This is a genomic window from Pectobacterium carotovorum, from assembly GCA_016415585.1.
Classification (GTDB): Bacteria; Pseudomonadota; Gammaproteobacteria; order Enterobacterales; family Enterobacteriaceae; genus Pectobacterium; species Pectobacterium carotovorum_K.
In genome coordinates this window covers 2,532,777-2,557,661 of the sequence record CP066552.1, presented here as the reverse complement: position 1 = coordinate 2,557,661, position 24,885 = coordinate 2,532,777, and the positions used below count along the sequence as shown (strand labels likewise).

Sequence of the window (24,885 nt, the reverse complement as noted above, 5' to 3'; positions counted from 1 at the left end):
CACTTAACCGACACGATCACTTCATCATCCTTGGAACCTGTTATGCAGAAAATCCAGCATGTTCAGCCCGGTCTATCCACGTCGGAAATTGCACCTGCCACGTTAGCGAAAACATCGTTATCGCAGGGCACTAGCACCAGCGCGAGCCAGAAAGGTGCGCAGTCCCTGATTCAGCAAGGTTTGCATGATAAAAACAAACCGCCCGAGCTGGAGCAGGGAAATGGCAGTTCAGTGAAGAGCCAGGACTCGCGCTCGACTACCTTGCGCGAGCTCTTTTCATCGGAAGGTGTGAGTCAGGGGTTACCGCGCGCGCCGCGTGATTCGCTGGCATCGGGCGGACCGATCCAGAGCCTGCCGCGTTTTGCCTCCACCGAAGCTGCTGAGATCAAAATAAGCGGCAATCATACCTCTACAGCAGCCGCGAAATCCGATATTACGCTGGACAGCCACGGTAAACTTCAGTTCGGCAAAGGCTTGCCGGAAGCCTTGACCACGCTGCTACAACAGACCATTGGGAAGAATAGCCAGCCGTTCGTGGCCCACCATGAACATCAGGATGCGCAGCAGCACGCGCTAGCCGACAAATCAGGGCGGCTGTTCGTGATTCAAAGTGATGACAATCAACATATTGCGCTTCACAGCAGCGGCCGTAGCGCGATGCCTGCGGGCAAACTGAGTGCAAGTAACGTACAGCTGGAGTCCACGCCGGAACGTATTGCTCTGAAAACAACCGCTGGCGAATCTACGAGTGTGCCGCTATCCGGACGCATGAACCACGAGCTGTTAACTGGTGTCCACCGACAGCCCGATTCAGCGTCAGGCGCGGGTGAGCAACTGCGTCTTCATGACGGCAAGCTCTTTGCGTTGAATACCGAGTTTGGCGTCTGGCAGCAAAGCAGCGATGTCGCCCACAGCCAGTTATCCCGGCAGGGGGATGGTCAGCTGTATGCCGTCAAAGACGACCACACGTTGAGCAATTTGTCGTCGGGGACGGCGTCATCAACCTTCAGCGATAAAATTACGGCGTTTTCTGCCAATCAGAACGGGCAATCTGCCGTGCTGACCGAGCAGGATCACCTTACGCAGTTGCATCTGATGAGCACGCTGGATGCCACGCCGCAGCCGGTGGCTCTTAAGCTGGAAAATGGCGATCCCGTGTTTGCGAAAGCGGTGAGCTTAACCGCTGAACACCTGCTGATTGCCGATAATGACGGCAAACTTTACCACGCACCGCTACCAAAGGCGGGCGAACCGCACGCCACATTGACTCCGGCCAGCACGCCGGAACTGAATGCGGTGCTGGGCGACGACCATCGTATTACCGGATTTGCCCACGATGAACATGGCCAGACGCAGGCGCTTGCCACCGATCGTCAGGGACAAAAGCACGTCGCACCTCTGGGGCAAAATGGGCTGTCGCCAACGCCGGGGTGGAACCTGAGCGACAGTCTGGTGGTGGATAATAAACTGGGGCTGACCACGGCAGCGCCCGAGGCGAAAGACACCTTAGATCTGGGACGACTGGGGCAGATCGGTCTACAGGACGGCAAAGTCCATTTTTACAACGGCAATACCAAAAGCTGGGAGGCATCCAGCGTTGAAGCCAGCCAGCTCAAGCGCGGGCTGGACAATCAGGCTTACACGCTAAAAGACGGTGAAATCAAGCCTCTGTCCATTAACCAGAAGTCAGACACGTTTACGCACGGCGACAACACCGTGTTTGCGCTGCCGCAGGTGCGTATGACGCCGTCTGCGGGCACCGCGCTCCCTGGCATCGACAAGGACGATGGCGTCTCGGCGATGGCAGTGATCAACCGTAATAAATTTATTGCCGTCGATAAGCAGGGCGATCTGCATTTCCACCAGATCAAGCCGGGAACGGATAAGCTCGCAGCGCCACCGCTGGTGCTGCCTAAAAATGGCTTGGCCGGTGAGATACAAGACATCGCGCTGGATCACCAGCAGACGCTCTTTGCCCTGAATAAAGACGGACAGCTTTTCCAACTGCCGAAAACCGACTGGCAAAATGCGGCGAATCACGACAGTGCACAATGGCAGCCGGTGAAGACGCCGGTAGAAGGCAAAGTGAGTTCGTTGGGCACGGACGCACAGCATCATTTGCAGGTTGCGCATGACGACCATGAATTACACACCCAGCAAGGGAACGCGTGGAAAACAACCGTGCCAAAAGGGGAGGCGCCGTTACCCGCAGAGCCTCGTGACGCAGAAACGGTGTTTGGCCGACTGGATGTGGCGACAAAGGGAATGAAGATACCGTTAACCGGGGTAACGGTTAAAGCCGATGTTCAGGTTTTGGGTAAAACGGGTGAAGAGTCGCAGCAGGTTAAAAGCAAACTGTCAGATCTGCTGCGAGCCCATCTGGTCTCATTCACCTTAGACGTGCCGCGGCCATTAAAAACCTTTGCCGACCATGTGCAGCATCAGGTCAGCGGGCGTGAAGGCTTGAAGCCTGTTTATGACATGCAAACCGAATTACTGAAAAAGCTGGATGCCACAACGAGCCAGCCGCAGGGCGCGGCGATGGATCTGGCGAGTAAGCTAGACAAGCTGGATCTGGGGGAAAAAGGGAAACCGCTGATGAACCTGCTAAAACAGTTCCATACCGAACTGGAAAGCAGCTCGGCCAAAGCGGCGCTGCTGATCGGCAGGCAGCAGGGCGTAGTGAACGATAACGGCGTGATGAACACGGAAGGCAAGCCTGCCAGCCTGCATAGCAGAGAAAAAGATCTGGCTCCGGTGCTGCTGGCGGCGATGGAAAGCCATCCGTCATCGAAAACGAGTACCGCTGCGACACTGCTAAAAACCTTCGTAGACAGTAAAACGCCAATAGCCCAAAAGCCGAACAGCGAAGCGTTTGGGCAGCAGCGGGATACCAGCGATGCACTGTCACTGGCGAAAACGCGGTTGGTGCTGGATACCCTGGCGCTGGGGGACTTGCATAAGCTGACGGATCGAATCGGTGCGCTATCCGGCACGTCGCCGGGTGAGGCGGCACTGGCATCGATGATGAAGGAACTTAATGCGATGCGGCAGGGAGATTACGGCGAAAACCCGGTGAAGAAGATGACCGACATGGGGTTCACCAATCATAAGTCGCTGGAGGCGGATTACGATTCGGTTAAAACCTTTATGAAAGCGTTCAGGAAAGAAGACAACGCCGTCAGCGTAACCTCAAAAACCGTGATGCAGGCGGCCAGCCAGACGGACATGATCGATAAAATGAAGTCGACCGTGCTGTCGCTGGATAGCAACGAAAGCATTGCCTTTAACCGAACCTATGGCGGCGGGGCATCCATGTCGTTTGTGGTCAGCGGCACACCGTTGCCTTTCCCTCCGGTGCCGGGCGGCGGCGTCAGCGGCGAACGAAATTACAACCTGAGCTTTTCCCGTGGTGAAAACGGCATCAATGTCGCTTTCGAGCGTTCGGGCGGCATTACCGGGAAAGTGAGCTATTCCGGCGGATATGACGTCAGCGAGTATCTGACAGGAAAAACCTCGGCGCAGATGACACAAAACATTAACAGTAAACATAGTTTTGCACCGGATGTCCGTGCCTCCTTCGGTGTATCCGCCAGCCTGCAGGTCGCACAGCAAAACGCCCTGAACTTTACCCTTAGTGAAGAAGAGCTACCCGGATTTATTGACGGCCTGTCGAGCGGTACCATCAACCCGCTTGCCCTGTTGGATAAAGGGGAACAGCACAGCGTGAAGGCGGGTAAAACGGTCAGCTTCAATCTGGATGGTAATGCAGCGCTGGAACTGCGCGCCGGCATCAACCTGACGGAAAAAGGCGCAGCACCAACCAGCGCCACGTTACGCGGGTCGGTTGGCGTGACGGCGAGTGCCAATGTGCTGTCTGCCACCCGTTCCTCCAGCGTCGCGCAAGGCGAGAAATCCACCACCTATACGGAATCCGACAACCGCCTGCGCTTCATGAATCAGGCTGCGATGGGGGCAAACGCGACGCTCAGCGCCGGAGCCGCCAGAACCACGCCTGAGGGCACTGTCCCGTTCTTCACCTCGGCCAGCATCGGGGTGAATGTGGCGGCAGACTCGCGTACTAACCAATCAATTAGTCTGGGTATGAAGAAAGCCGAGCCGCTGGAGAAAAAGGATATCGACGCGCTGACTAAAACGCTGAACTCTGCCTTTAATGATCCGGCCAGTCAGCTCTTAATCGACGGTGTGAAAAAGATGGCTGAGCCGGACGACCAGCTCGCCATCCTGAATACACATTTTGCGGATAAAACGGCAAAAACCGACGATCAGCATCAGGGATTGATGAATTTGCAAAAACTGAACGTGCGGCAGGATGTCGCACAGCGCGACGGCGCGACGCTGGATAGCGTCAAGCACACGACGTCCTACACCAATCTCAGCAAACTGACGGAAAACGGGCTGTTTCAGGTCATCGGCAACCATTTGTTCTCTTCGTTGCCGCCGAGCAATGCCGATCGTATCAATCAACTGATCGCGGACAACCCAGCGCTGAAGGACATCGTGAGCCGCTTGCAGGATAACGACAGAGCTTCGGTGACAGTCTCGCTGGAACTGAAAGACGATGTGCGGGAAAAGATCGAGAAGGGCATTCAGAACAAGACGCACGGTAAGGATGACGTCATCGCGCTGTTCAAAGACGGCAATAATTTGCGACTCGCCAGCATTGAAGTCTCGAAGGCGGTGAAGAAGAGCGAAGGGTTCAATACTCCGGCGGTCATCATCAACGCGTCAAGCAGCGCGGGCGTCAGTATGAATAAACTGCTCGGCAACGTCAGCTTTAGCTACGGACAGGATCAAACCGTGCCGCAAAGTTACAAACTGAGCGGCGAGATTGCAAAAGCCAATCCTGCTACCGCTAACGCGTTGCAGCAGCTCCAGCAGGAAGGCCTACAGCTTAACGGTTAATTGTCAATAACATGCGGTGATTACAGGAGAACAGGATGACACCCACACAACAGCATATTACTCGGCTATTACGCCATTACGGTGCGCTCAGCCGTACTCAGTTGGGCTTGCAGGACGGCATCTGCGCGCTACGCGAACCTGACGGTCAGGAGGCAGTGGTGTTGGAAGTCCCTGCCAGCAGCGGCGTGCTGCTATTACACAGCGATGTGATGCGCTTTCAGGGGGAGGTTAGCACGGCGGTGTATCAGTTCATGCTGATGCTTAACTTTGAAATGGCGGCGATGAAAGGCTGCTGGCTGGCGCTGGATGAGAATGCGACGCTGCGTTTGTGCACTCAGCACACCGCAGAATCGCTGGACGAACCGAGCTTTACTGCGCTGCTGCCTGCCTTTATCAGCCAGGCCAAAGAGACCCGACTGTTGATTCGCGGCTTATTACCACGGTTCATCGCGGCGTAACGTGATTGAGCCACGGCACGCTATTGGTCGATGGCAATAAAAGCCAGCATCGTTTCGCTGCCATCCAGAATGCCGGATTGGGTGGTCTGCTGAGCGGCGCTGGCTTGGCACTGCGCATCAACGAAGCGATGGGGCGGTGTTTCTTGGGGGAATCGACAAGGAAAGGTCATGGAATACGCAGTATTGTATAACGAGGTGTAACAGACCTAAAATTATTGGTTAAGGAAATATTTAATCGCGACTTAACGCAAATCCATTGTCATAAAAATCATATATTACCTGACATATTGAGCTTGGTAATTAACGGTTCTACTATGCCAAAAAAACTATTATCTCAGGGATGAAACCATGCGTGGTTTTTTCAGGCTGATGCTTATCACGCCTGCGCTATTTTCTTATACCGTATTTTCCGCGCCACTTAATCCGGCAGACAGAATTGATATTCAGCAGCGGCAAGCCGAGGTGATCGATCAATCTCGGCAGCAGCGCGATTCCTTATTGCAATTAAATCAAACACAAGCAACGATAAGTTCAAGCGGTGGAAGTGATGCCGGACACTGCTTTTTCATTAAGGATATTCATTATCACAATAGCTCCCTGCTGCGTGAAAAAGATAAAAATAAGTTAAATAAAGATTATATTAATCGTTGCCTTAATGTTAACGATATAAATAAGCTGATTCATGATGTCAGTAATTGGTATATCGAGCGGGGGTATATCACTAGCCGAGCCTTTATTGCTGAACAAGATCTTTCTGGCGGTGTATTGCAGATCGATATTCTGGAAGGTCGCCTCGAATCTATTAATATTAATAATCAATCGACGTGGGCATTAAAACAGGTTTTTCCGGGGTTGGAAGGTGACATTCTCAATCTTCGGGATATTGAGCAGGGCATGGAACAGCTCAACCGCATGCCGACGCAGCAGGTAAGCATCGAAATTCAGCCCGGCAGCCAGCCTGGCTATTCCATCGTGAACCTTACCAGTAAAAAACAAATTCCGCTGACGGCAAACATCGGTTTTGATAATAGCGGACAGAAAAGTACCGGAGAACGGCAGCTCAGCGGCGGCCTGTGGGCGGATAACGTGCTGGGGCTGGCCGACCAGTGGTTTGTCAACGGCGGGCACAGCAGCGAGTTTCGCGATAGTCGCAATGTCGAGAGCTTACAGGCGGGCGTGTCGCTGCCCTATGGTTACTGGACGCTCAGCTACGACTACTCCCAAAGCCGTTATCGCAACGATTTCATCAACCGGGATTTTGTCTGGCATTCAACCGGCGACAGCCAGACGCACCGCGCCACGCTGTCACGCGTGGTGTTTCGCAACGGCGACATGAAAACCAGCCTCTCGGCGGGCCTGTCGCACCGTATCGGAAAGAACTACCTCAACGATGTCCTGCTGCAATCCAGCAGCCGTAAACTCAGCAGCGCGATTATCGGCATCAACCACAGCCAGAAACTGTGGGGCGGGCTGGCGACGCTCAACCCGGCTTACAGCAGAGGAACGCGCTGGTTCGGCGCGGAAAGCGATGAAGGGAAATCTGATGATGCGCTGCGCGCCGAATTTAACAAGGTGACGCTGGCGGCTAGCTACTACTACCCGATTGCTGACAACCTTCATTATCTCACCAACGTCTACGGCCAGTATTCACCGCAGCGCCTGTATGGCAGCGAACAGGTAACGCTGGGCGGTGAAACCTCCGTGCGCGGTTTCAAAGAGCAGTATCTCTCAGGCAATCGCGGCGGCTACTGGCGCAATGAAGTCAACTGGCGAGCGGCGCAGTTGCCGCTATTGGGCAGTGTCACCCTGACGGCAGCGGTCGACGGCGGGCACCTCTTCTCGCATCAGGCGGACAGTGAATCGGCGGGTACGCTCTGGGGAGCCGCGGTAGGCGTGGGTGTCGCAAACCAATATCTATCACAACAAATCACGGTTGGCTGGCCGTTGGCACATCCCGACTGGCTACAACCGGATAGCGCCGTGGTGTATTACCGCGTTGGGCTTTCTTTTTAATATTCTTTTTCAATTAGTTGTTTTCAATTTTCGTTGTTTATTGTGAGTCGTTAAGACCGGGGATCAGGGATGAAACCAGTAAAAACCACACAGCGCCTGCTGGCGTATACGCTGATCCACCTTATTGCGTTTCAGCCGCTGCTGCCGGCGATGGCCGCGGGCGTGCAGGTCGCGACGGGCAATACCGCGCTGGATCAGGCTGGCAACGGCGTCCCGGTCATCAATATCGCCACGCCAAACAGCGCAGGGATCTCCCACAACCAGTACCGCGATTTTAACGTCGACAAACCGGGCCTGATCCTGAATAACGGCACGGAACAGCTCAATCCGACCCAGCTCGGTGGGCTGATCCAAAACAACCCCAATCTGAAGGGCAAGGCTGCCGACGCCATCATCAACGAAGTGGTCTCCACCAACCGCAGTACGCTGGCGGGCTACCTGGAAGTCGGTGGTAAGCAGGCCAGCGTGATTGTTGCCAACCCGAACGGCATTACCTGCGACGGCTGCGGTTTTATCAACACCCCGCAGGTGACGCTGACCACCGGAAAACCGCAGTTGGACGCGCAGGGAAATCTGCAGCATATCGACGTGAAGCGCGGCGATATCACGCTGACCGGTCAGGGTCTGGACGCGAGCAAGAGTGATTACCTCAGCCTGATAGCCCGCACCGCGCAGATTGATGCCGGGCTGAATGCCAACGATACCCGGATTGTGCTAGGGGCCAATCAGGTTGATGCGACGGGCAAGGTGACGGCACAGGCGGCGGACAGCGGTGTGGCTGGCAGTAATGTGAAAGTCGCGCTGGATACGGGCGCACTGGGTGGCATGTACACCAACCGCATCAAGCTGGTGTCCAGTGAGAAAGGCGTGGGCGTTAACGTCGGCAATCTGAGCGCGCGCAGCGGCGATATCACGCTGTCGGCGAACGGTAAACTCAGCCTAGGCGATGCGGTAGCACAGGGCACGATTCAGGCCGACGCGGACACGCTGGCGCTGCGGGGCAAACAGCAGGCGGGAGAGGCCCTGACGCTGAAAGCCAGACAGGACATCACGTTGCAGGACGCGACGCTGCGTGCTGGACAAAATATCGAGCTGGCATCGGGTGGCGGACTGAAAGCGCAAAACAGCGTCATCAGTGCCGGTGTCGATGCGCAGGGCAAGGTCAAGTCAGCGAATCAATTATCGATAAACAGTGACAGTGTCACTCTTAATGCTACCCAGCTTGCCGCGGGCAAAATGACGGTCGATGCAGGGCAATCGCTGCAGCAGGATGCGCAAAGCGGCCTCAAGGCGGATTCGGTGCTTGAGATGCGCGGGGACACCGTGTCGCTGGCAGGCAGCGCGGGTGCTGAAGACGTGCGACTGGAGGCGAAGACCCTTAGCGGCGCAGGCAGTGCGCAATTTCAGGCGAAGAACAACGCCACGGTGCGCGTGACACAGCAGGGCGACTGGCAGGGGAGCCTGACCGCCGGTAATGCGCTGGCCGTTGACGGCGGACGTCTGGTACAGCGCGGCACGCTGGCAGGGAAGAGCCTCACGCTGACGCTGGATACGCTGGACAACCGCGGCGATATCGCCGCGCTGCAGGAACTGACGTTCAGCGGCAACGCGTTGACGAACAGCGGCACGCTGGCGGCGGCCGAACGGTTGACGGCTAACGCGCAGCGCCTGGACAACAGCGGATTACTCAGCGCCCGGAACGAGGTGAAACTTGAACTGCAAACGGTGCTGAACAATCAGGGCAACATTCTGACCGATAATCAGCTGTTTTTGCTGGCCGACCACCTCACCAACGGTGGCACATTGAAGGCTGCGACGCTGACTGCGCAGGCCACCCGGTTCACCAGTCAGGGCGACGTCACGGCAAACGCACTTGACCTGACCAGCCAGACGACCGAAAACCACGGCGTTATCAACGCCCAACAGATGCTGGCGCTGCACGGTGGCAGTCTGGTGAACCGCGGCACGCTCAGCGCGGGTGAAAAACTGGCGCTGACGCTGGGCGACTCGCTGGATAACCGCGGCCTGATGCAGTCCGGTCACATCCTGCAGGTTACCGCTGACCGTCTCAGCAATGACGGTACGCTTACGGCCCCCGCCTTACAGCTGCACACCGGCACGCTCGCCAATCAGGGCACGCTGCAGGCCGACCACGCGCTGCAGCTTGACGCCACGCGCTCACTGACGCAATCCGCTCGCGGCACGCTGCTGGCGGGCACCGACCTGACGGTGAACGCGGGGCAGGTGGAGACCGATGGCGCGATTCAGGCGCAGCAGTTCCTGCTCAATGCCGAGCGCTGGCTTCATGCGGGCAAAACCAGCCTGACCGGCGACGGACAGATTACCGCTACGCAACTGGACAACCGCGGCAGCCTGCTGGCCACCGGAAACTGGACGATTAACAGCAATACCGCCAGCCAGGCCGGGGTGTTGCAGGGCCATGCACTGGCTATTCAGGCGATGACCCTCACCAGCAGCGGGCAGGCACAGGCGCTCGGCACGGTGAACCTGACTGTCGCTGATACCTTTACCAATAGCGGCGACTGGCTCAGCGGGGAGGCGCTGCGCCTTCAGGCCGGGAAGGCCGAGAACCGGGGCTCGCTGCAGGCGTTAACCCTGACGGCAGACGGTGGGTCTCTCAACAACCGCGGCACGATGAGCGGTATCAATAACCTGTCGCTTTTCCTGAGCGGCAGTCTGGATAACGCTGGTACGCTGCAGGGCAACCTGCTTCGTGCGGAAGCGGCACGCCTTACTAATCAGGGCACGCTTCACGGTAGCGATGCGCTGGCGCTGGCGATAACCGGTAACCTGTCGAATCAGGGTGAGCTGCTGAGCGAGGGCGACAGCACCACATCGGCACACCGGGTTGATAATCAGGGGACCTTGCAGGCGAAAAATGTCGCGTTGCAGGTGAATGAACTGGATAACACGGGGAAAATCCTTGGCGTGTCCTCGCTGGCGCTGACGGCCACCGACAGGCTCATCAACCGGCAAGCGGGGAAACTACTGTCTCAGGGCGTAGCGACGTTAACGGCGGCGGAGGCCGTCAATGCCGGAGAGTGGCAGGCGAAAACCCTGACGCTGGCGGCAGAGAATCTGACCAATGACGGCCAGATCCAGGGGGATGAATCCTTATCTCTGACGCTGCCCACCACTGACGGAAAGGGCACATTGGTTAACCGTGGCACCGTGACGACAGGCGGGGACGCCACGTTGTTCGCGCGCCTGATGGATAACCAGGGCACGCTGTCCAGCCTGGGGCGCACTGAACTGGCTGGCGCGTCGCTGATTAACGACGGCCGTCTGGTGGCGGCAACAGGGCTGACGCTGCACGGCGACTATCAGGGCCGCGGCCTGCTGAATACGGCGGGTACGCTGACACTGCACGGCGACACGCTGGTGAATCACGGGCACTGGGAAAGCCGGGCGCTGTCCCTGCAAGGCCTGACGTTGACCAATCAGGGGACGGTGCTGGGCAATACGGTCGCGATGTCCGTGGAGCACCTGTTTAACCACGGCGACATCACCGGTGTCGATACACTAACGCTGTCGCTCGGCGACAACCTTTACAATACCGGCGCGTTGCGTAGTCGTGCGCTGGGTGTCACGGCAACCGATCTCGATAATCGGGGGGGCATCGTCGGGACGGACGCTTTGCAGCTCACGCTCACTGGTCAGTTGGAGAATGCGGGGGGGATCAGCGGCAGCAACACGCTGGCGGTGACGGCTGGCGACGTCAACCAGCGCGAGAAAGGCACGCTGGAGGGGAAAAACGTCACGCTGGACGCCGCCTCACTGGTCAATCAGGGCAAGATGCTGGGCGTGGATGCGCTGACGCTCGCCATCGTGGGCACGGTCACGAACAGAGGTAATGTGCTGACGCAGGGCAACGGCACGGTTACCGCCCGGCAGGTGGACAATAGCGGTCTGGTGCAGGCCGGGTCCCTCTTGGTTGACGCGGATGAGATCACCAACGCCGGGCAGTTGCTGGGGATGGCGGCGCTGTCCATAACGGCGCAAAACGGGCTGATCAATCAACAAAACGGGACACTGTTTACGCAGGGCGCGGCGGTGTTACAGGCCGCTCGGGCAGAGAACCACGGCGAGTGGCGGGCAGATAACCTGATGCTGCAGGCGGCCAGTTTCACCAACGTGGGACGGGTTCAGGCCGAAGGCGATATCGACATCACGGTCGCGCCTGCGAGCGCTGCGCGCCAGCACGCACTCCTACCGATGGCGCTATCACTGGCGGCAGATGTTCAGCAACTCAACGCGTCATCTTCACGTCAGAGCGGCGGAGCAACAGACGGTGTGCTGGACAACCGCGGCACACTGGTATCTGGAGGCGACACGCAGCTGCGCGCGACGCAGATAACCCATCAGGGCTCACTCGCCAGTAACGGCGCGGCAACCCTTATCGGCGAGACGGTGGAGAATGCCGGAACCGTGCTGGCCGTCACCTCGCTGTCATTGGCGGGCAATTATCAGGGCAGTGGGACGCTGCAGACGGACGGGGCGCTGGACTGGTCCGGCACCACGCTCACCAACCGCGGGCGCTGGCAGGCGAACGCTATCCAACTGCAAGGGCACGCGCTGGAGAATCAGGGCACGCTGCTGGGGCAACGGACAGCGATTACGGCTGACACCTTGTTTAACGGCGGCGAGATTGCCGGCATTGATGCACTGCAACTGACCCTTGCTGACCGCCTGACCAATCAGGGCCAGCTTTATGGCGCGACGCTGGGGCTGTCGGCGACTGACCTGTCCAATCAGGGCGAGATCTCCGGTGACGTGCTGCACCTGACGCTGCAGGAGACGGTGCGCAATAGCGGCCTGATGAGCGGCAGTCAGCGGGTGCAACTTGAGGCGAGTCAGGTCGAACAATTAGGTTCGCTCGAAAGCCGCCAACTACATGTGCAGGCGGGTGCGCTGGACAATCAGGGCACGATGCTGGGCGCGGATGCGCTGACGCTGGCGATCCACACCACGGCGCGTAACAGCGGAAAATGGCTGAGTCAGGGCGACAGCACGCTGACCGCCAACCGACTGGAAAACAGCGGACAATGGCAGGCGAAGACGCTGACGCTGACGGCGGATGACGTCGAGAATACCGGCCAACTGCTGGGACTGTCGGCGCTGACGCTGACGGCGAGAAATACGCTGAGCAATACGCAAACCGGCACGCTGCTCACGCAGGGCCTGGCGGTGCTGAATGCGGCCGAGGTGAGCAACGAAGGCGAATGGCAGGCGGACAGCCTGACGCTGGACGCACAGCAACTGACCAACGTCGGCCATATTCAGGGCGACAAATCACTGAAGATGACGCTGGCAAACGGCGACGTCACCAATCAGGGGACGCTGTGGAGCAAGCTCGGCACTATTGCTGCCCGTACGCTGACCAACGAAGGCACCCTCACCGGCGTTGACGGTCTTCAACTGACGCTGGATGACGCCTTAACCAATCAGGGCACGCTGAACAGCTATCAGCTGACCGCACAGGCCGACAGACTGGACAACCGCGGGAAAATCAACGGCCTCGACCGCCTTGAACTGACAACCGGCAACAGCCTCACCAACCGTGGCACGCTGTACGGGGCGGCAGTGACGCTGAACGCCAGCGACCTGACCAACCACGGCACGCTCACTGGTGTCGACAGCCTGTCTCTGGGGCTGAATGGGACGCTGAATAATACGCGTGACATCGGCAGTAACGCGCTGACCCTCAAGGCCAAGGACGTCGTCAATCAGGGCACCCTGACGGGCGTGAACGGGCTGACGCTGGATCTCGGCAATCAGCTTGATAATCAGGGCGCGCTGAACAGCCAGGCGCTGACCATTGCCGCCCGCGATGTGAACAACGGCGGACAGCTGAACGGCACACGCGACCTGCAGCTGACACTGGACGGTACGTTGACCAACACTGGCGATCTCACCAGCCAGCGGACACATATCACCGCGGCGGACGTGCTCAACCACGGTCAGATGCTGGGCTCGGATGATCTGCAATTCGATCTGCGTAATAAACTGGATAACCGCGGGCTTATCAGCGGCAGCACCACGCTGGGCGTGGTGGCGAACCATATCGACCAGCAGGGCACGCTGGAAGCCCGTAAGCTGAAGGTGGACGCGCAGACGCTGGATAATCAGGGCAAAATGCTGGGCGTGGATGCACTGACGCTGGCGATTGCGGGAACGGCACGCAATCAGGGTAAATGGCTGAGTCAGGGCACCAGCACGCTGACGGCAGATCAGGTTGAGAATCACGGGCAGTGGCAGGCGGGCGATATCACGCTGCAGGCTGCTGACCTGACCAACAGCGGGCAGATTTTTGGTATCAATGCGTTGTCATTGACCGCCGCCAACGGCCTGACGAATCAGCAGAATGGGAAACTCCTGTCGCAGGGTATTGCGGTATTGCGTGCGGCGACGGTGGCAAACGACGGCAACGCGCAGGCGGACCGCCTGACGTTTGAAGCCCAGCAACTGACCAACCGCGGGCGCATTCAGGGTGACAACGGGTTAGCCATCGCGCTGGATCGTACCAACCCCGCCAGCCGGTTAACCAATCAGGGCACGCTGCTCTCCGGCGGCGACAGCTGGCTGAGCGCCAGCCAGCTCGACAATCAGGGCACCGTGTCCGGCGTGGGTAAGCTTACGCTCGACAGCGGTGCGATAAACAATGCGGGCAGCGTGATTGCTGACGGGACGCTGACGCTTGACGGCGACTATCAGGGCACGGGCCTGTTGCATACCGCCGACACCCTGACGTTACGCGGCAATCAGTTGCGCAATAGCGGACGCTGGGAAAGCCGGGCGCTGGCGCTGAACGGTGGTGCGTTCAACAACACCGGCACGGTTATCGGTGAGCGTGGCATCACGCTGGAACTGCGCGATGGCCTGACGGTCGGCGGCACCGGCCAACTACTGACTAACGGTGAGTTATCAGCACGGGCGGGAGCGGTCACTAACGACGGATTCTGGCAGGGCAACACGCTGGCGCTGACGGCGGATGACGTCGGGAATGCCGGACGGCTACTGGGACTGTCGGCGCTGTCGCTGACGGCGAAAAATAAATTGACCAATGCGCAAACCGGCAAGCTGCTCACGCAGGGCGTGGCGGTGCTGAACGCGGCCGAGGCGAGCAACGAGGGCGAGTGGCAGGCGGACAGCCTGACGCTGGACGCACAGCAACTGACCAACGTCGGCCATATTCAGGGCGATACCTCGCTGAAGGCGACGCTGGCAAACGGCGAATTACACAATAAGGGCACGCTGTGGAGCAAGCTCGCCACGGTTGCTGCCCGTACGCTGACCAACGAAGGCACCCTCACCGGCGTTGACGGTCTTCAACTGACGCTGGATGACGCGTTAACCAATCAGGGCACGCTGAACAGCCATCAACTGGCCGCACAGGCCGACAGACTGGACAACCGCGGGAAAATCAACGGCCTCGACCGTCTTGAACTGACAACCAGCAACAGCCTCACCAACCGCGGCACGCTGTACGGGGCGGCGGTGACGCTGAACGCCAGCGATCTGACCAACCACGGCACGCTCACTGGTGTCGACAGCCTGTCTCTGGGGCTGAACGGGACACTGAATAATACGCGTGACATCGGCAGTAACGCGCTGACGCTCAAGGCCAGAGATGTATTCAATCAGGGCACCCTGACGGGCGTGAACGGGCTGATGCTGGATCTCGGCAATCATCTTGATAATCAGGGCGCGCTGAACAGCCACGCGCTTGCCATTACTGCCAATGCCGTGACCAACGGTGGGCTGCTTAACGGTACGCGTAGCCTGCAGTTAACGCTGGGCGGCACCCTGACCAACACTGGTGACCTCACCAGCCAGCGGACAGGTATCACCGCTGAGGACGTGCTGAACCACGGGCAGATACAGGGTTCAGACGATCTGCAACTGAATGTGCGCAACACGCTGGATAACCGCGGACTTATCAGCGGCAGCACCACGCTGGGCGTGGTGGCGAACCATATCGACCAGCAGGGCACGCTGGAAGCGCGGGCGCTGAAGGTGGACGCCCAGACGCTGGATAATCAGGGCAAGATGCTGGGCGTGGATGCACTGACGCTGGCGATTACCGGTACGGCCCGCAATCAGGGCCACTGGCTGAGTCAGGGCAGCAGTACGCTGACGGCGGATCAGGTGGACAATCAGGGGCAGTGGCAGGCGGGCGACATCACGCTGCAGGCGGCTGACCTGACCAACCGTGGACAGATTTTTGGCCTCAATGCCTTGTCATTGACCGCCGCCAACGGCCTGACGAATCAGCAGAATGGGAAACTCCTGTCGCAGGGACTGGCTGTTTTACGCGCGGCGAGCGTGACAAACGACGGCGATGCGCAGGCAGACCGCCTGACATTTGATGCGCAGCAGTTGACCAACCGCGGGCGGATGCAGGGGGATAAAGGATTAACGATCGCGTTGGATCGCGCTAATCCGGTCAGCCTTCTCACCAATCAGGGGACGCTGCTCTCTGGCGGCGACACACAACTGAGCGCCAGCCTGCTCGACAATCAGGGCACCGTGTCCGGCGTGGGTAAGCTGACGCTCGACAGTGGTGCGATAAACAATGCGGGCAGCGTGATTGCTGACGGGGCGCTGACGCTTGACGGCGACTATCAGGGCACGGGTCTGCTGCATACTGCCGATACGCTGACGCTGCGCGGCAACCAGCTGCGCAATAGCGGGCGCTGGGAAAGCCGGGCGCTGGCGCTGGACGGCGGCGCGTTCAACAACACCGGCACGGTTATCGGTGAGCGTGGCATCACGCTGGGACTGCGTGACGGTCTGACGGTCGGCAGCACCGGCCAACTACTGACTAACGGTGCCCTGCAGGCGCAGGCAGGCACGGTCACGAATGACGGGTTCTGGCAGGGCAATACGCTGGCGCTGACGGCGAACAACCTGACAAATGGCGGGTCGCTGCTCGGTCAGGACGGGCTGCGTCTTGATTTACTGAACACCTATCAGGGAAGCGCCCTGTCTCGTTTGCTGAGCGATGGTGACACCGTTATCACGGCCGCCCACCTGACGCAGAGCGGTGAGATAGTCGCGGGTACGCTGAATCTGACCACCGGCACGTTGGATAATGGCGGGCGCGTGCTGGGCAGCAACGGCCTGACGGTCACAAACCGGGATGAACTGATTAACCGTGCCGGGGCGGAACTGCTGACCAACGGCGCGGGCCATCTCGACAGCGGCACGCTGAGCAATGCCGGTACGCTACAGGCTAACGACCTGCAACTACGCGCCCGTGAGATTGACAATCAGGGCCGCATTCAGGGCACCGACGCGCTGCGCCTGCTCGACGTGCTGCGCTATGTCGGCGATAAAAACAGCCAGTTGCTCAGCAAAGGGGCGGCCACGCTCCAGGCTAAACAGGCAGATAACGCTGGGTTATGGCAGGCGGGTACGCTGACGCTGAACGGCGATACATTCAGCAATAGCGGTACCGTCGCGGGGCTGAACAGTCTGTCGCTCAACGGCGACCAGTTACGTAATCAGGGAGAGCTGTTCTCGCAGGGCGCGGTGACGTTAACCGGCACGATGCTGGAGAACGGCGGCACGCTGACGGGCGTCGGTGGCTTTACGCTGCAGCTCACCGATCGCGTCGATAATCTGGCCACGGGGCGATTACTCAGCGGTGGTGTGGGCGAACTCACGACCGGCGCGCTGAGTAATCAGGGGCTGTGGCAATCGGACGAGTTACGGCTGACCGCCCGCGATCTCGATCAGCAGGGCCATCTGCTGGGCGTGCAGCGCGGGACGCTGCAGCTGACCGGTGCCTATCAGGGCGCGCAGGGCAGCCAACTGGTTAGCGGCGGTCAACTGAACCTGACGGCGCATGACATCACTAACCGTGGACAGATGCAGGGCCGCACGTTGACGCTGGGTGCCGATGAACTCACTAATCACGGTACTTTGCGTGGCGATAGTGCGCTTAACACCACCGTCGCCGGCCAGTTCAGCAATGCTGCGCAGGCGCGTTTAAGCAGTGATGGCTCGCTGAGCGTGCAGGCGGCCGCGTTGAATAATCAGGGCGACATCAACGCCGCGACCACTACGCTGACGGGGAGCATCATCACCAACGGCGGTACGGTACAGGGCACCGCCGCGCTGCAACTGGATGGAAAAGAGAAGATTGTCAACCAGCAGGCGGGGCAGTTGCTGTCTGACGGCACCACCACGCTGAACGCGGCGACGGTGGACAATCACGGCTGGCTGCAGGGGCGCGGGCTGGCTGTGAACACGGCGCAGTTGACCCAGCAGGGCAGCCTGATGGCGCAAGATAAGCTGACGCTGAACATTCCGCAGTGGGTGAATCACGGGCTGGTGCAGGCCGGTGAACTGGAGATTATCGCCGACGAGCTGGACAACCACGGCACGCTGCTGGGGCTGACACAGCTGGCGCTGCAGACGCAGCGTCTGACTAACCGTCAGGGTGCGAAACTCTACAGCGCACAGGATCTGCGCCTCAAGACTAATGAACTGCAGCAGGACGGGCAACTGGTGGCGCTGGGCAACCTGAGCGCCGAACTCACCGGGCCGCTGACCTTCACGCAAACCATGGCCGCCGGGCAACAGCTGACGCTGAATGTGGCGGGCGACCTCGACCAGCGCGGGACGTTACAGGGACAATCCGTCCAGTTGAGCAGCACCGGCACGCTGACGAATCAGGGCAATATTCTGGCGGGCGGCGGCGAGTTGCGTGTCAGCGCAAAAGACATCGTACAGCTGGAGGCGGGCAGCATTCAGGCGGGGGGGAACCTGACGCTGATAAGCGACAATACGCTGAATAATAAAGGGCTGATTGGCACCACCGGTGACCTGCTGGTGCAGGCGGGAGGCTTGTTACATAACAGCAGCATGCTGTATGCGGGCGGCAATATGCGCCTGCTGTCGGATTCCCTGACCAACGTGTTCGGCACCATTCTGGCGGGCAACAGCCTGTGGGTGCAACGTGATACACAGGGTAACGCCAGCACGTCGCTGCTCAACAGCTCCGGCACGATTGAAACCCAATCCGGCGATATCACCATTAATACCGGTACGTTGACTAACCAGCGGGAAGGACTGGTGGTGACGGAAACTGAGTTGGCTGGAGATTCGGTGCCTGATTGGGCAGGGAAAACAACGGTGAATATTCCGATCGAGTGGTTTAAACCAGAGGAGTATGGAATAGTAGAAAGGGAGAGATGTTCCTCTCATGGTGAAAATGGAACTGATACTTGCAGAGTATCTTATTCCTATGTTCCATATGAAAAATCTGATATTCAAAGAGTATCAATTACTAATAAATTGATTGAGATAAATGCTGAAGGAAATACAGGTAAAATCAACTCTGGATATAATTTATCAATATTTTCTTTTGTGCTAATAAATCAGGCGTCAGTAATTTCGGCTAAAAAAAATATTGATTTACATGGTGGTGATTTCAATAATAAATCATATCAATCTGGTAGCGTGAATGAATATTTAACCTACATTTATCAACGTAGTAATAGAAATCCAATAATGATGCCTTATATCAGCGCTGAGGCTCGTAAAAAGGCAAACCCATATATCCAATATGGATTATCAGGCACCCCAGTAACCGAAAAAACCGTTGGCGAAAGCTATAACGCATTAATTCAGGCGGGCGGCACCATTACCGCCGATTTCAAACAAGATATCAGTAATACTACATTACAGCCGGGCAGCGGCGGGTTTATGCCTGCCTCCACCAAGCCGGTGCTGGATGCCATCACCACGCTGTCACCGTTGCAGAAGCAGACCACACGTCAGTTGGCCAGCCAGGATTCGTCGTTTAACGCGGGTGCGGTAGACGTCACCAAAGCAGCGAGCGGACAAGCGGCGCTGGCAGGCAATGCCGCAGGGGTGACTGCGACGGGCAAAACGGTGACGGTAACGCAGCAGGTAGGCACTGCATTGCAAACCGGCGCACAGGCGGACAACATCACAACGGCGATCGCGGCTCCGACTGCCACAGGGCCGTTGACGCTGAATACCGGCGACGCCGTGGTGTTATCGCCTTCGACTTCCGGTCACGTGAACAATCCTGATGCGGTCACGCTGACGCAGCAGGTGGGCACCGCGCTGCAAGCGGGCGCACAGGCGGAGAACATCACAGCGGTGATTGCGGCGCCGAATACCACCGGGCCGCTGACGCTGAATACCGGCGACGCCGTGGTGCTACAGCCTTCTGCTTCCGGTCACGTCAGCAACCCTGATACCATTGCGCTGTCGTCGACAGGCCAACGGCCTGATGCTGGGAATAGCCTGACGCCGGTTAACGTGGACAACACGGTGACTGGCGTAACGATAGCGGGCACGGTAGGTAGCCCCGCCACTCTGACCACACCGGGCATGGCGGCGATTGACGCACCGAAGCCGGCGGTCAGTGCAGACACTCTGCCGGGCGGCGCTACGCCTTCTGCGCCACAACTTCTTTCTGCCACAGACCTGCTGAGCGCCATCGGCAACGGGCTGCAAAACCTGAGCACCAACCCGCTTGCCGATTATCCGCTGCCGACGAGCAATAACGGGCTGCTGGTTGTCGATCCGAATGCGGACAGTCGTTACCTGATCCACACCAACCCGAAACTGGAACAGCTGGGGCAGGTGGATAACGCGCTGTTCAGCGATCTGCAAACGCTGCTGGGGCAGCAGCCGTCAACGGTGGTGCCTGTCGAGACGCGCTCACAGTGGACGCAGGCCGATAGGGTGCTGGGGTCGTCCTATCTGCTGGATAAACTGAATCTGGATGCAGACCACGATTATCGCTTCCTCGGGGATGCGGAGTTTGATACCCGCTACATCAGCCAGGCGGTGCTGAAACAGAGCGGGCAGCGTCACCTGAATGGCACCGGCTCCGATCTGGAACAAATGCAGAAGCTGCTCGATAACGCGGCCGCGGCGCAGAAAGGCATGAACCTGCAACTGGGCGTCAGCCTGACGCCGGATCAGGTCGCGAACCTCAGTCAGAGCATGGTCTGGTGGGAAAATATCGAGGTCAACGGGCAAACCGTGCTGGCACCGAAGCTGTATCTGGCGCAGGCGGATAAAAGCAACCTGCAGGGCAGCGCGATTGTCGCGAACAAAGTTGAACTGAACGCGGGCGGCAGCGTCACCAACAGCGGCACGCTCAAGGCCGTTGAATTGCTGGCGATCGCCAGCGGCGACAAGATTGATAACCACGAAGGCGGCTTGATCAAATCAGACGGCGGCCTGAATCTGGTGGCGCTCAACAATATCACCAACAGCGGCAGCCGGATTGAAGGCAGCACGCTGCAGCTCGCCAGCATCAACGGCGACATCATCAACCGAACCGAAAGCCGCAACTTCCAGACCGCACAGCCGACGGCTTCACGCAGCGGCACCGGATCGCTGGTCTTCACTGAACTGGGCAAAACCGCCGAGATCGTCGCGGGCAACAGCCTGACGCTCAGCGCGGGCAAGGATATCCGCAACGTGGCGGCTACGCTCAATGCCGGACAGGACATGGCGCTGAACGCCAAAGGCAATGTCGCGATTGAGGCGCTGACGCTGACCAATAACCGCGTGGATATCGGCTGGGGCAGCAGTAATACCGCGCTGAATACCTCTGTTGCAGGCAGCACCGTCAATGCCGGCGGTGCGCTGAGCGCGGTGGCGGGTCAGGATATTCAGATCGATGCCAGTTCGCTTTCCGGCGGTACGGCGCTGACGCTGGCGGCGGGTAATGATATTCGTCTGACCGCACAGGACACGCTGAAAGAGACGCTGTATCAGGGCGGCAGTACCGCGCAGCGCCGTACGCAGGAGGTGGCAAACAGCCAACTCCTGAGCGGGGGCGATCTGAATCTGGTGGCCGGACGAGATGTGCTGTCGGAAGCGGCCAGCCTGAACGCCAAAGGCAATGCGACACTGGCGGCCGGACGCGATCTCAACCTGCTGTCTGAAACGGAAGAAACCTACAGCGGCAACTGGTGGAACCGTCACGCCGACTGGCAGCAGAATATCACCCAGCAGAGCACCGAGTTAACGGCGGGCAAAGGCCTGAATTTGCAGGCGGGCAGAGATATCAACCTGCAGGCAGCACAGGGCGTGGCGAGCGGCGCGGTGACGGCGCAGGCGGGCAACAACATCAATCTGCTGTCGGCGACGGAAACGCAGCACACCTTCTTTGAAGAAACCACGGTCAAGAAGAAGCGGTTTTCGAAGACGGTGACGCATACCCTGCGGGAAACGTTGCAGACCAATGAAAAAGGCAGTCTGCTGTCGGGTGACAGTGTCACGATGGCGGCCAATCAGGATATCAACCTGCAAGGCTCCTCCGTGGTCGGTGACAAACAGGTCACGCTGCTGGCGAATAATGACGTCAACACCGCTGCCAGCGTAGAGAACTACCAGAACTATGAAGAGTACAGCAAGAAAAAAAGCGGCTTGTTCAGCGGTGGCGGCATTGGCTTTACCATCGGTTCAACCTCGACCAGCCAGAAACTGCGCGATCAGGCGGCGACACAAAGTCAAAGCATCAGCACCCTTGGCAGCACGACCGATTCGGTGACGGTGAAGGCCGGGAACGATGTCACGATCAGCGGCACCGATATGGTGGCCGGAAAAGACATCCTCCTGCAAGGCAATAATGTCACCCTCGATCCGGGCTATGACACGCGCAAACAACAGCAGGAGTTTGAGCAGAAAACCGCGGGTCTGACCGTGGCGCTGTCTGGCGTGGTGGGTTCGGCGCTCAACAGCGCGGTGCAGAGCATTCAGGCGGCAAAAAGTGAAAGTGATGGCCGACTGGCGCTGCTGCAGGGCATGAAAGCCGGGCTGTCTGGGTATCAGGCCTATCAGGGCAGCCAGTCCGAGCTGAACAACAAGGGGGAAGCGTCTTTTGTCGGCGTCAGTATTTCGCTCGGGGCGCAAAACTCACGCTCCAGCCAGACCAGCGAGCAGAAACAGAGCTTTGGTTCGACGCTGAATGCGGCGGGAGATATTGGTATCGAATCGCGTACCGGAGATATCACGGTCGCAGGCAGCCAGCTTAAGGCGGGCGGCGACGTCATGATGAACGCGGCGCAGGATATTCACCTGCTCTCAGCCCGTAACAGCGAGGAGCTCAGTGGTAAAAACAGCAGCAGCGGCGGGAATATTGGCATCAGCCTGGGACTGAGTAACGGGAGTGCGGGGCTCAGCATTTTCGCCAACGTTAATGCGGCGAAAGGGCGGGAAACCGGTACGGGCAATAGCTGGTCAGAAACGACGGTGGATGCGGGTAACCATGTCACGCTGAAAAGCGAACGTGATACGCGACTGATTGGCGCGCAGGTGAACGGCGAGCGTATTGATGTCGATACCGGACGCAATCTGCTGCTGCAAAGTCAGCAGGATAGCGACCGGTATGATTCTAAACAGGTTAGTGGCTCAGCGGGCGGTAGTTTTACCTGGGGCGGCGGGGGCGGTAGCGGCTATATCAGCCTCAGTAAAGACAAGATGCACAGCAATTATGACAGTGTGCAACAACAGACAGGGCTCTTTGCGGGTAAAGACGGATTTGGTATAAAAACCGGTGAGCACACCCAGCTTGACGCCGCGGTAATTGGCTCCACCGCCAGCGCAGAGAAAAATCGGCTGGAAACGGGGACGCTGGGTTGGAGCGGGCTCAACAACAAAGCCGAATTCAAGGTGGAGCACAGCGGCGCAGGTTTTAGCGCCAGTCCATCGATGAGCGGTAGCCTGCTCTCAACGCTGGCGATGAACGTGCCGTCGGCGCTGATGTCGCTGGGTAATAGCGGCAATGCTGCCAGCACCACCTATGCTGCGGTGAGCGACGGCACCTTGTTGTTGCGGGATACGGCGAAACAGGTGCAGGATATCACTACGCTGAGCCGTGACGTTGAGCATGCGAACAACGCGCTCAGCCCGATCTTTAACAAAGAGAAAGAGCAGAAACGCCTGAAACAGGCGCAGCTGATTGGTGAAATCGGCGCGCAGGTGATGGATATCGTACGTACGGAAGGCGAGCTGAAAGCGCAGAAAGCCGCAGAAGCCAAGGGCGACGCCAAAGTCAACCGTCCGCAGGACGGTGATTCGGCGCAGGAATGGGAGGCCTATAAAAAGGCGCTGACGGAATCGCCGACCTACAAAGCCGAGATGCAGAAATACGGCACGGGTAGCGATTTCCAACGAGCGGCACAGGCGGCGACGGCGGCGATTCAGGCACTGGCGGGTGGGGACATCCAGAAAGCGATTGCCAGTGGTGCATCGCCGTATCTGGCACAGTTGGTGAAAGATGTCACGATACCGAAGGATGAAAGCAAAATCACGGCGTCGGATATCGCGGCCAACGCGATGGCGCACGCGGTGGTGGGCGCTGTTGTCGCCCAACTGTCAGGTCAGGATGCGGCTGCGGGGGCGATTGGTGCCTCCAGCGGTGAACTGATCGCCCGCGCTATCATGGCCGATCAATACCCCGGCAAGACGGCGAACGACCTGACGGAAGAGGAAAAACAGTCAGTCAGCGCCCTCTCCACGCTGGCCTCTGGGTTGGTATCCGGTCTGGCAGGCAACAGCACGGCGTCTGCCGCCAGCGGCGCGCAGTCTGGGCGTAATGCGGTGGAGAATAACTTCTTCGGCCCAAATGGCATGCCAAAAGGAATGACTGACGTTGGCATGTCGATGACATCGTTGTACACCAATACCAACTTGCTGGATGAAAACGGTAACGTGCTGAATCCAATAACGGAAGAAGAACGTCAGTATGCGATGCACAAATTGATCACAGGTACGATACCTGAAGGGCAGGATCCTGTCCGAGGACTTTTAATCGCGTGGGGAGCTGGAGCATCTGTGGTTGTCGCGCCGGTATTTTTACCCAGTATGTTGAGTGCTGGCACAATAATTGGCGGCGGAGCCATTAGTGGTACAGCAAATATTAGTAATCAATTAATGGGAAATGGTTCATTTAGCTATACCGATGCGCTGATTGCGACGGGGGCTGGGGCAGTCACACAAGGCAGGGGATTCTGGTTTACAGAAGTTGTGAGTGTTGGCGGTGCTTACGCAGGAGCAAAATTGCAGAATAAAGATCCGTTGACGGCATCCATCGCGGCGGGGATTGGTACGGCGATTGGTGCTGCTGGCGGTAAACTAATAACCTATGGTAATAAGCTAAATCCTATTGTTTCAGATAGAGCTGCGGAATCCGTAGGAGCGGTAGTCGGTGCTTTGAGTTCAGAAGCAGCGACTTCTGAGGCCGAGAACCAAGTAAAGGCAATCAGGAATAATCAAAATGGCAAATAAAGTAGGGATTAAAACTCTTTTGGTTCTAATCACGTCATTCACTGTACTCATTGCTTTAACTATGCTTCTTATTAGATTAGGTATCGCATCTGTATTCTTTCTTAAGGATGGCTTTTTTTACTTTTCGTGGCAGAACGTAGTTATTGACTCTGCTAGAAAAGGCCTATCTGGGGGA

Annotated in this window: 3 protein-coding genes and 2 pseudogenes; 4 read left to right on the top strand and 1 reads right to left on the bottom strand. The window is 58.2% G+C overall.

Annotated features, from left to right (window positions below; all coding sequences use genetic code 11):
* The first annotated feature begins 42 nt into the window (after positions 1-42).
* Both JFY74_11170 and JFY74_11165 read left to right on the top strand, forming a co-directional pair.
* Positions 43-4,926 carry an AvrE-family type 3 secretion system effector gene (locus JFY74_11170; protein QQG26708.1) on the top strand — a complete coding sequence of 1,628 codons (4,884 nt, stop codon included), beginning with the start codon at positions 43-45 and terminating at the stop codon, positions 4,924-4,926.
* Positions 4,927-4,961: 35 nt separating this feature from the next.
* Positions 4,962-5,384 (top strand): CesT family type III secretion system chaperone, encoded by a 423-nt coding sequence (locus JFY74_11165; protein QQG26707.1) that lies wholly within the window; start codon positions 4,962-4,964, stop codon positions 5,382-5,384.
* A gap of 20 nt (positions 5,385-5,404) precedes the next feature.
* Here the strand turns inward: JFY74_11165 and JFY74_11160 are convergent.
* Positions 5,405-5,488: pseudogene (locus tag JFY74_11160) on the bottom strand (GntR family transcriptional regulator).
* Positions 5,489-5,732: 244 nt separating this feature from the next.
* On the opposite strand from JFY74_11160, the gene JFY74_11155 reads away from it, so the two are divergent.
* Both JFY74_11155 and JFY74_11150 read left to right on the top strand, forming a co-directional pair.
* The gene (locus JFY74_11155; protein QQG26706.1) at positions 5,733-7,397 is read left to right on the top strand and encodes a ShlB/FhaC/HecB family hemolysin secretion/activation protein; all 1,665 of its coding nucleotides are present in this window, start codon (positions 5,733-5,735) and stop codon (positions 7,395-7,397) included.
* A gap of 69 nt (positions 7,398-7,466) precedes the next feature.
* Positions 7,467-24,035: pseudogene (locus JFY74_11150) on the top strand (hemagglutinin repeat-containing protein).
* Positions 24,036-24,885 lie beyond the last annotated feature (850 nt).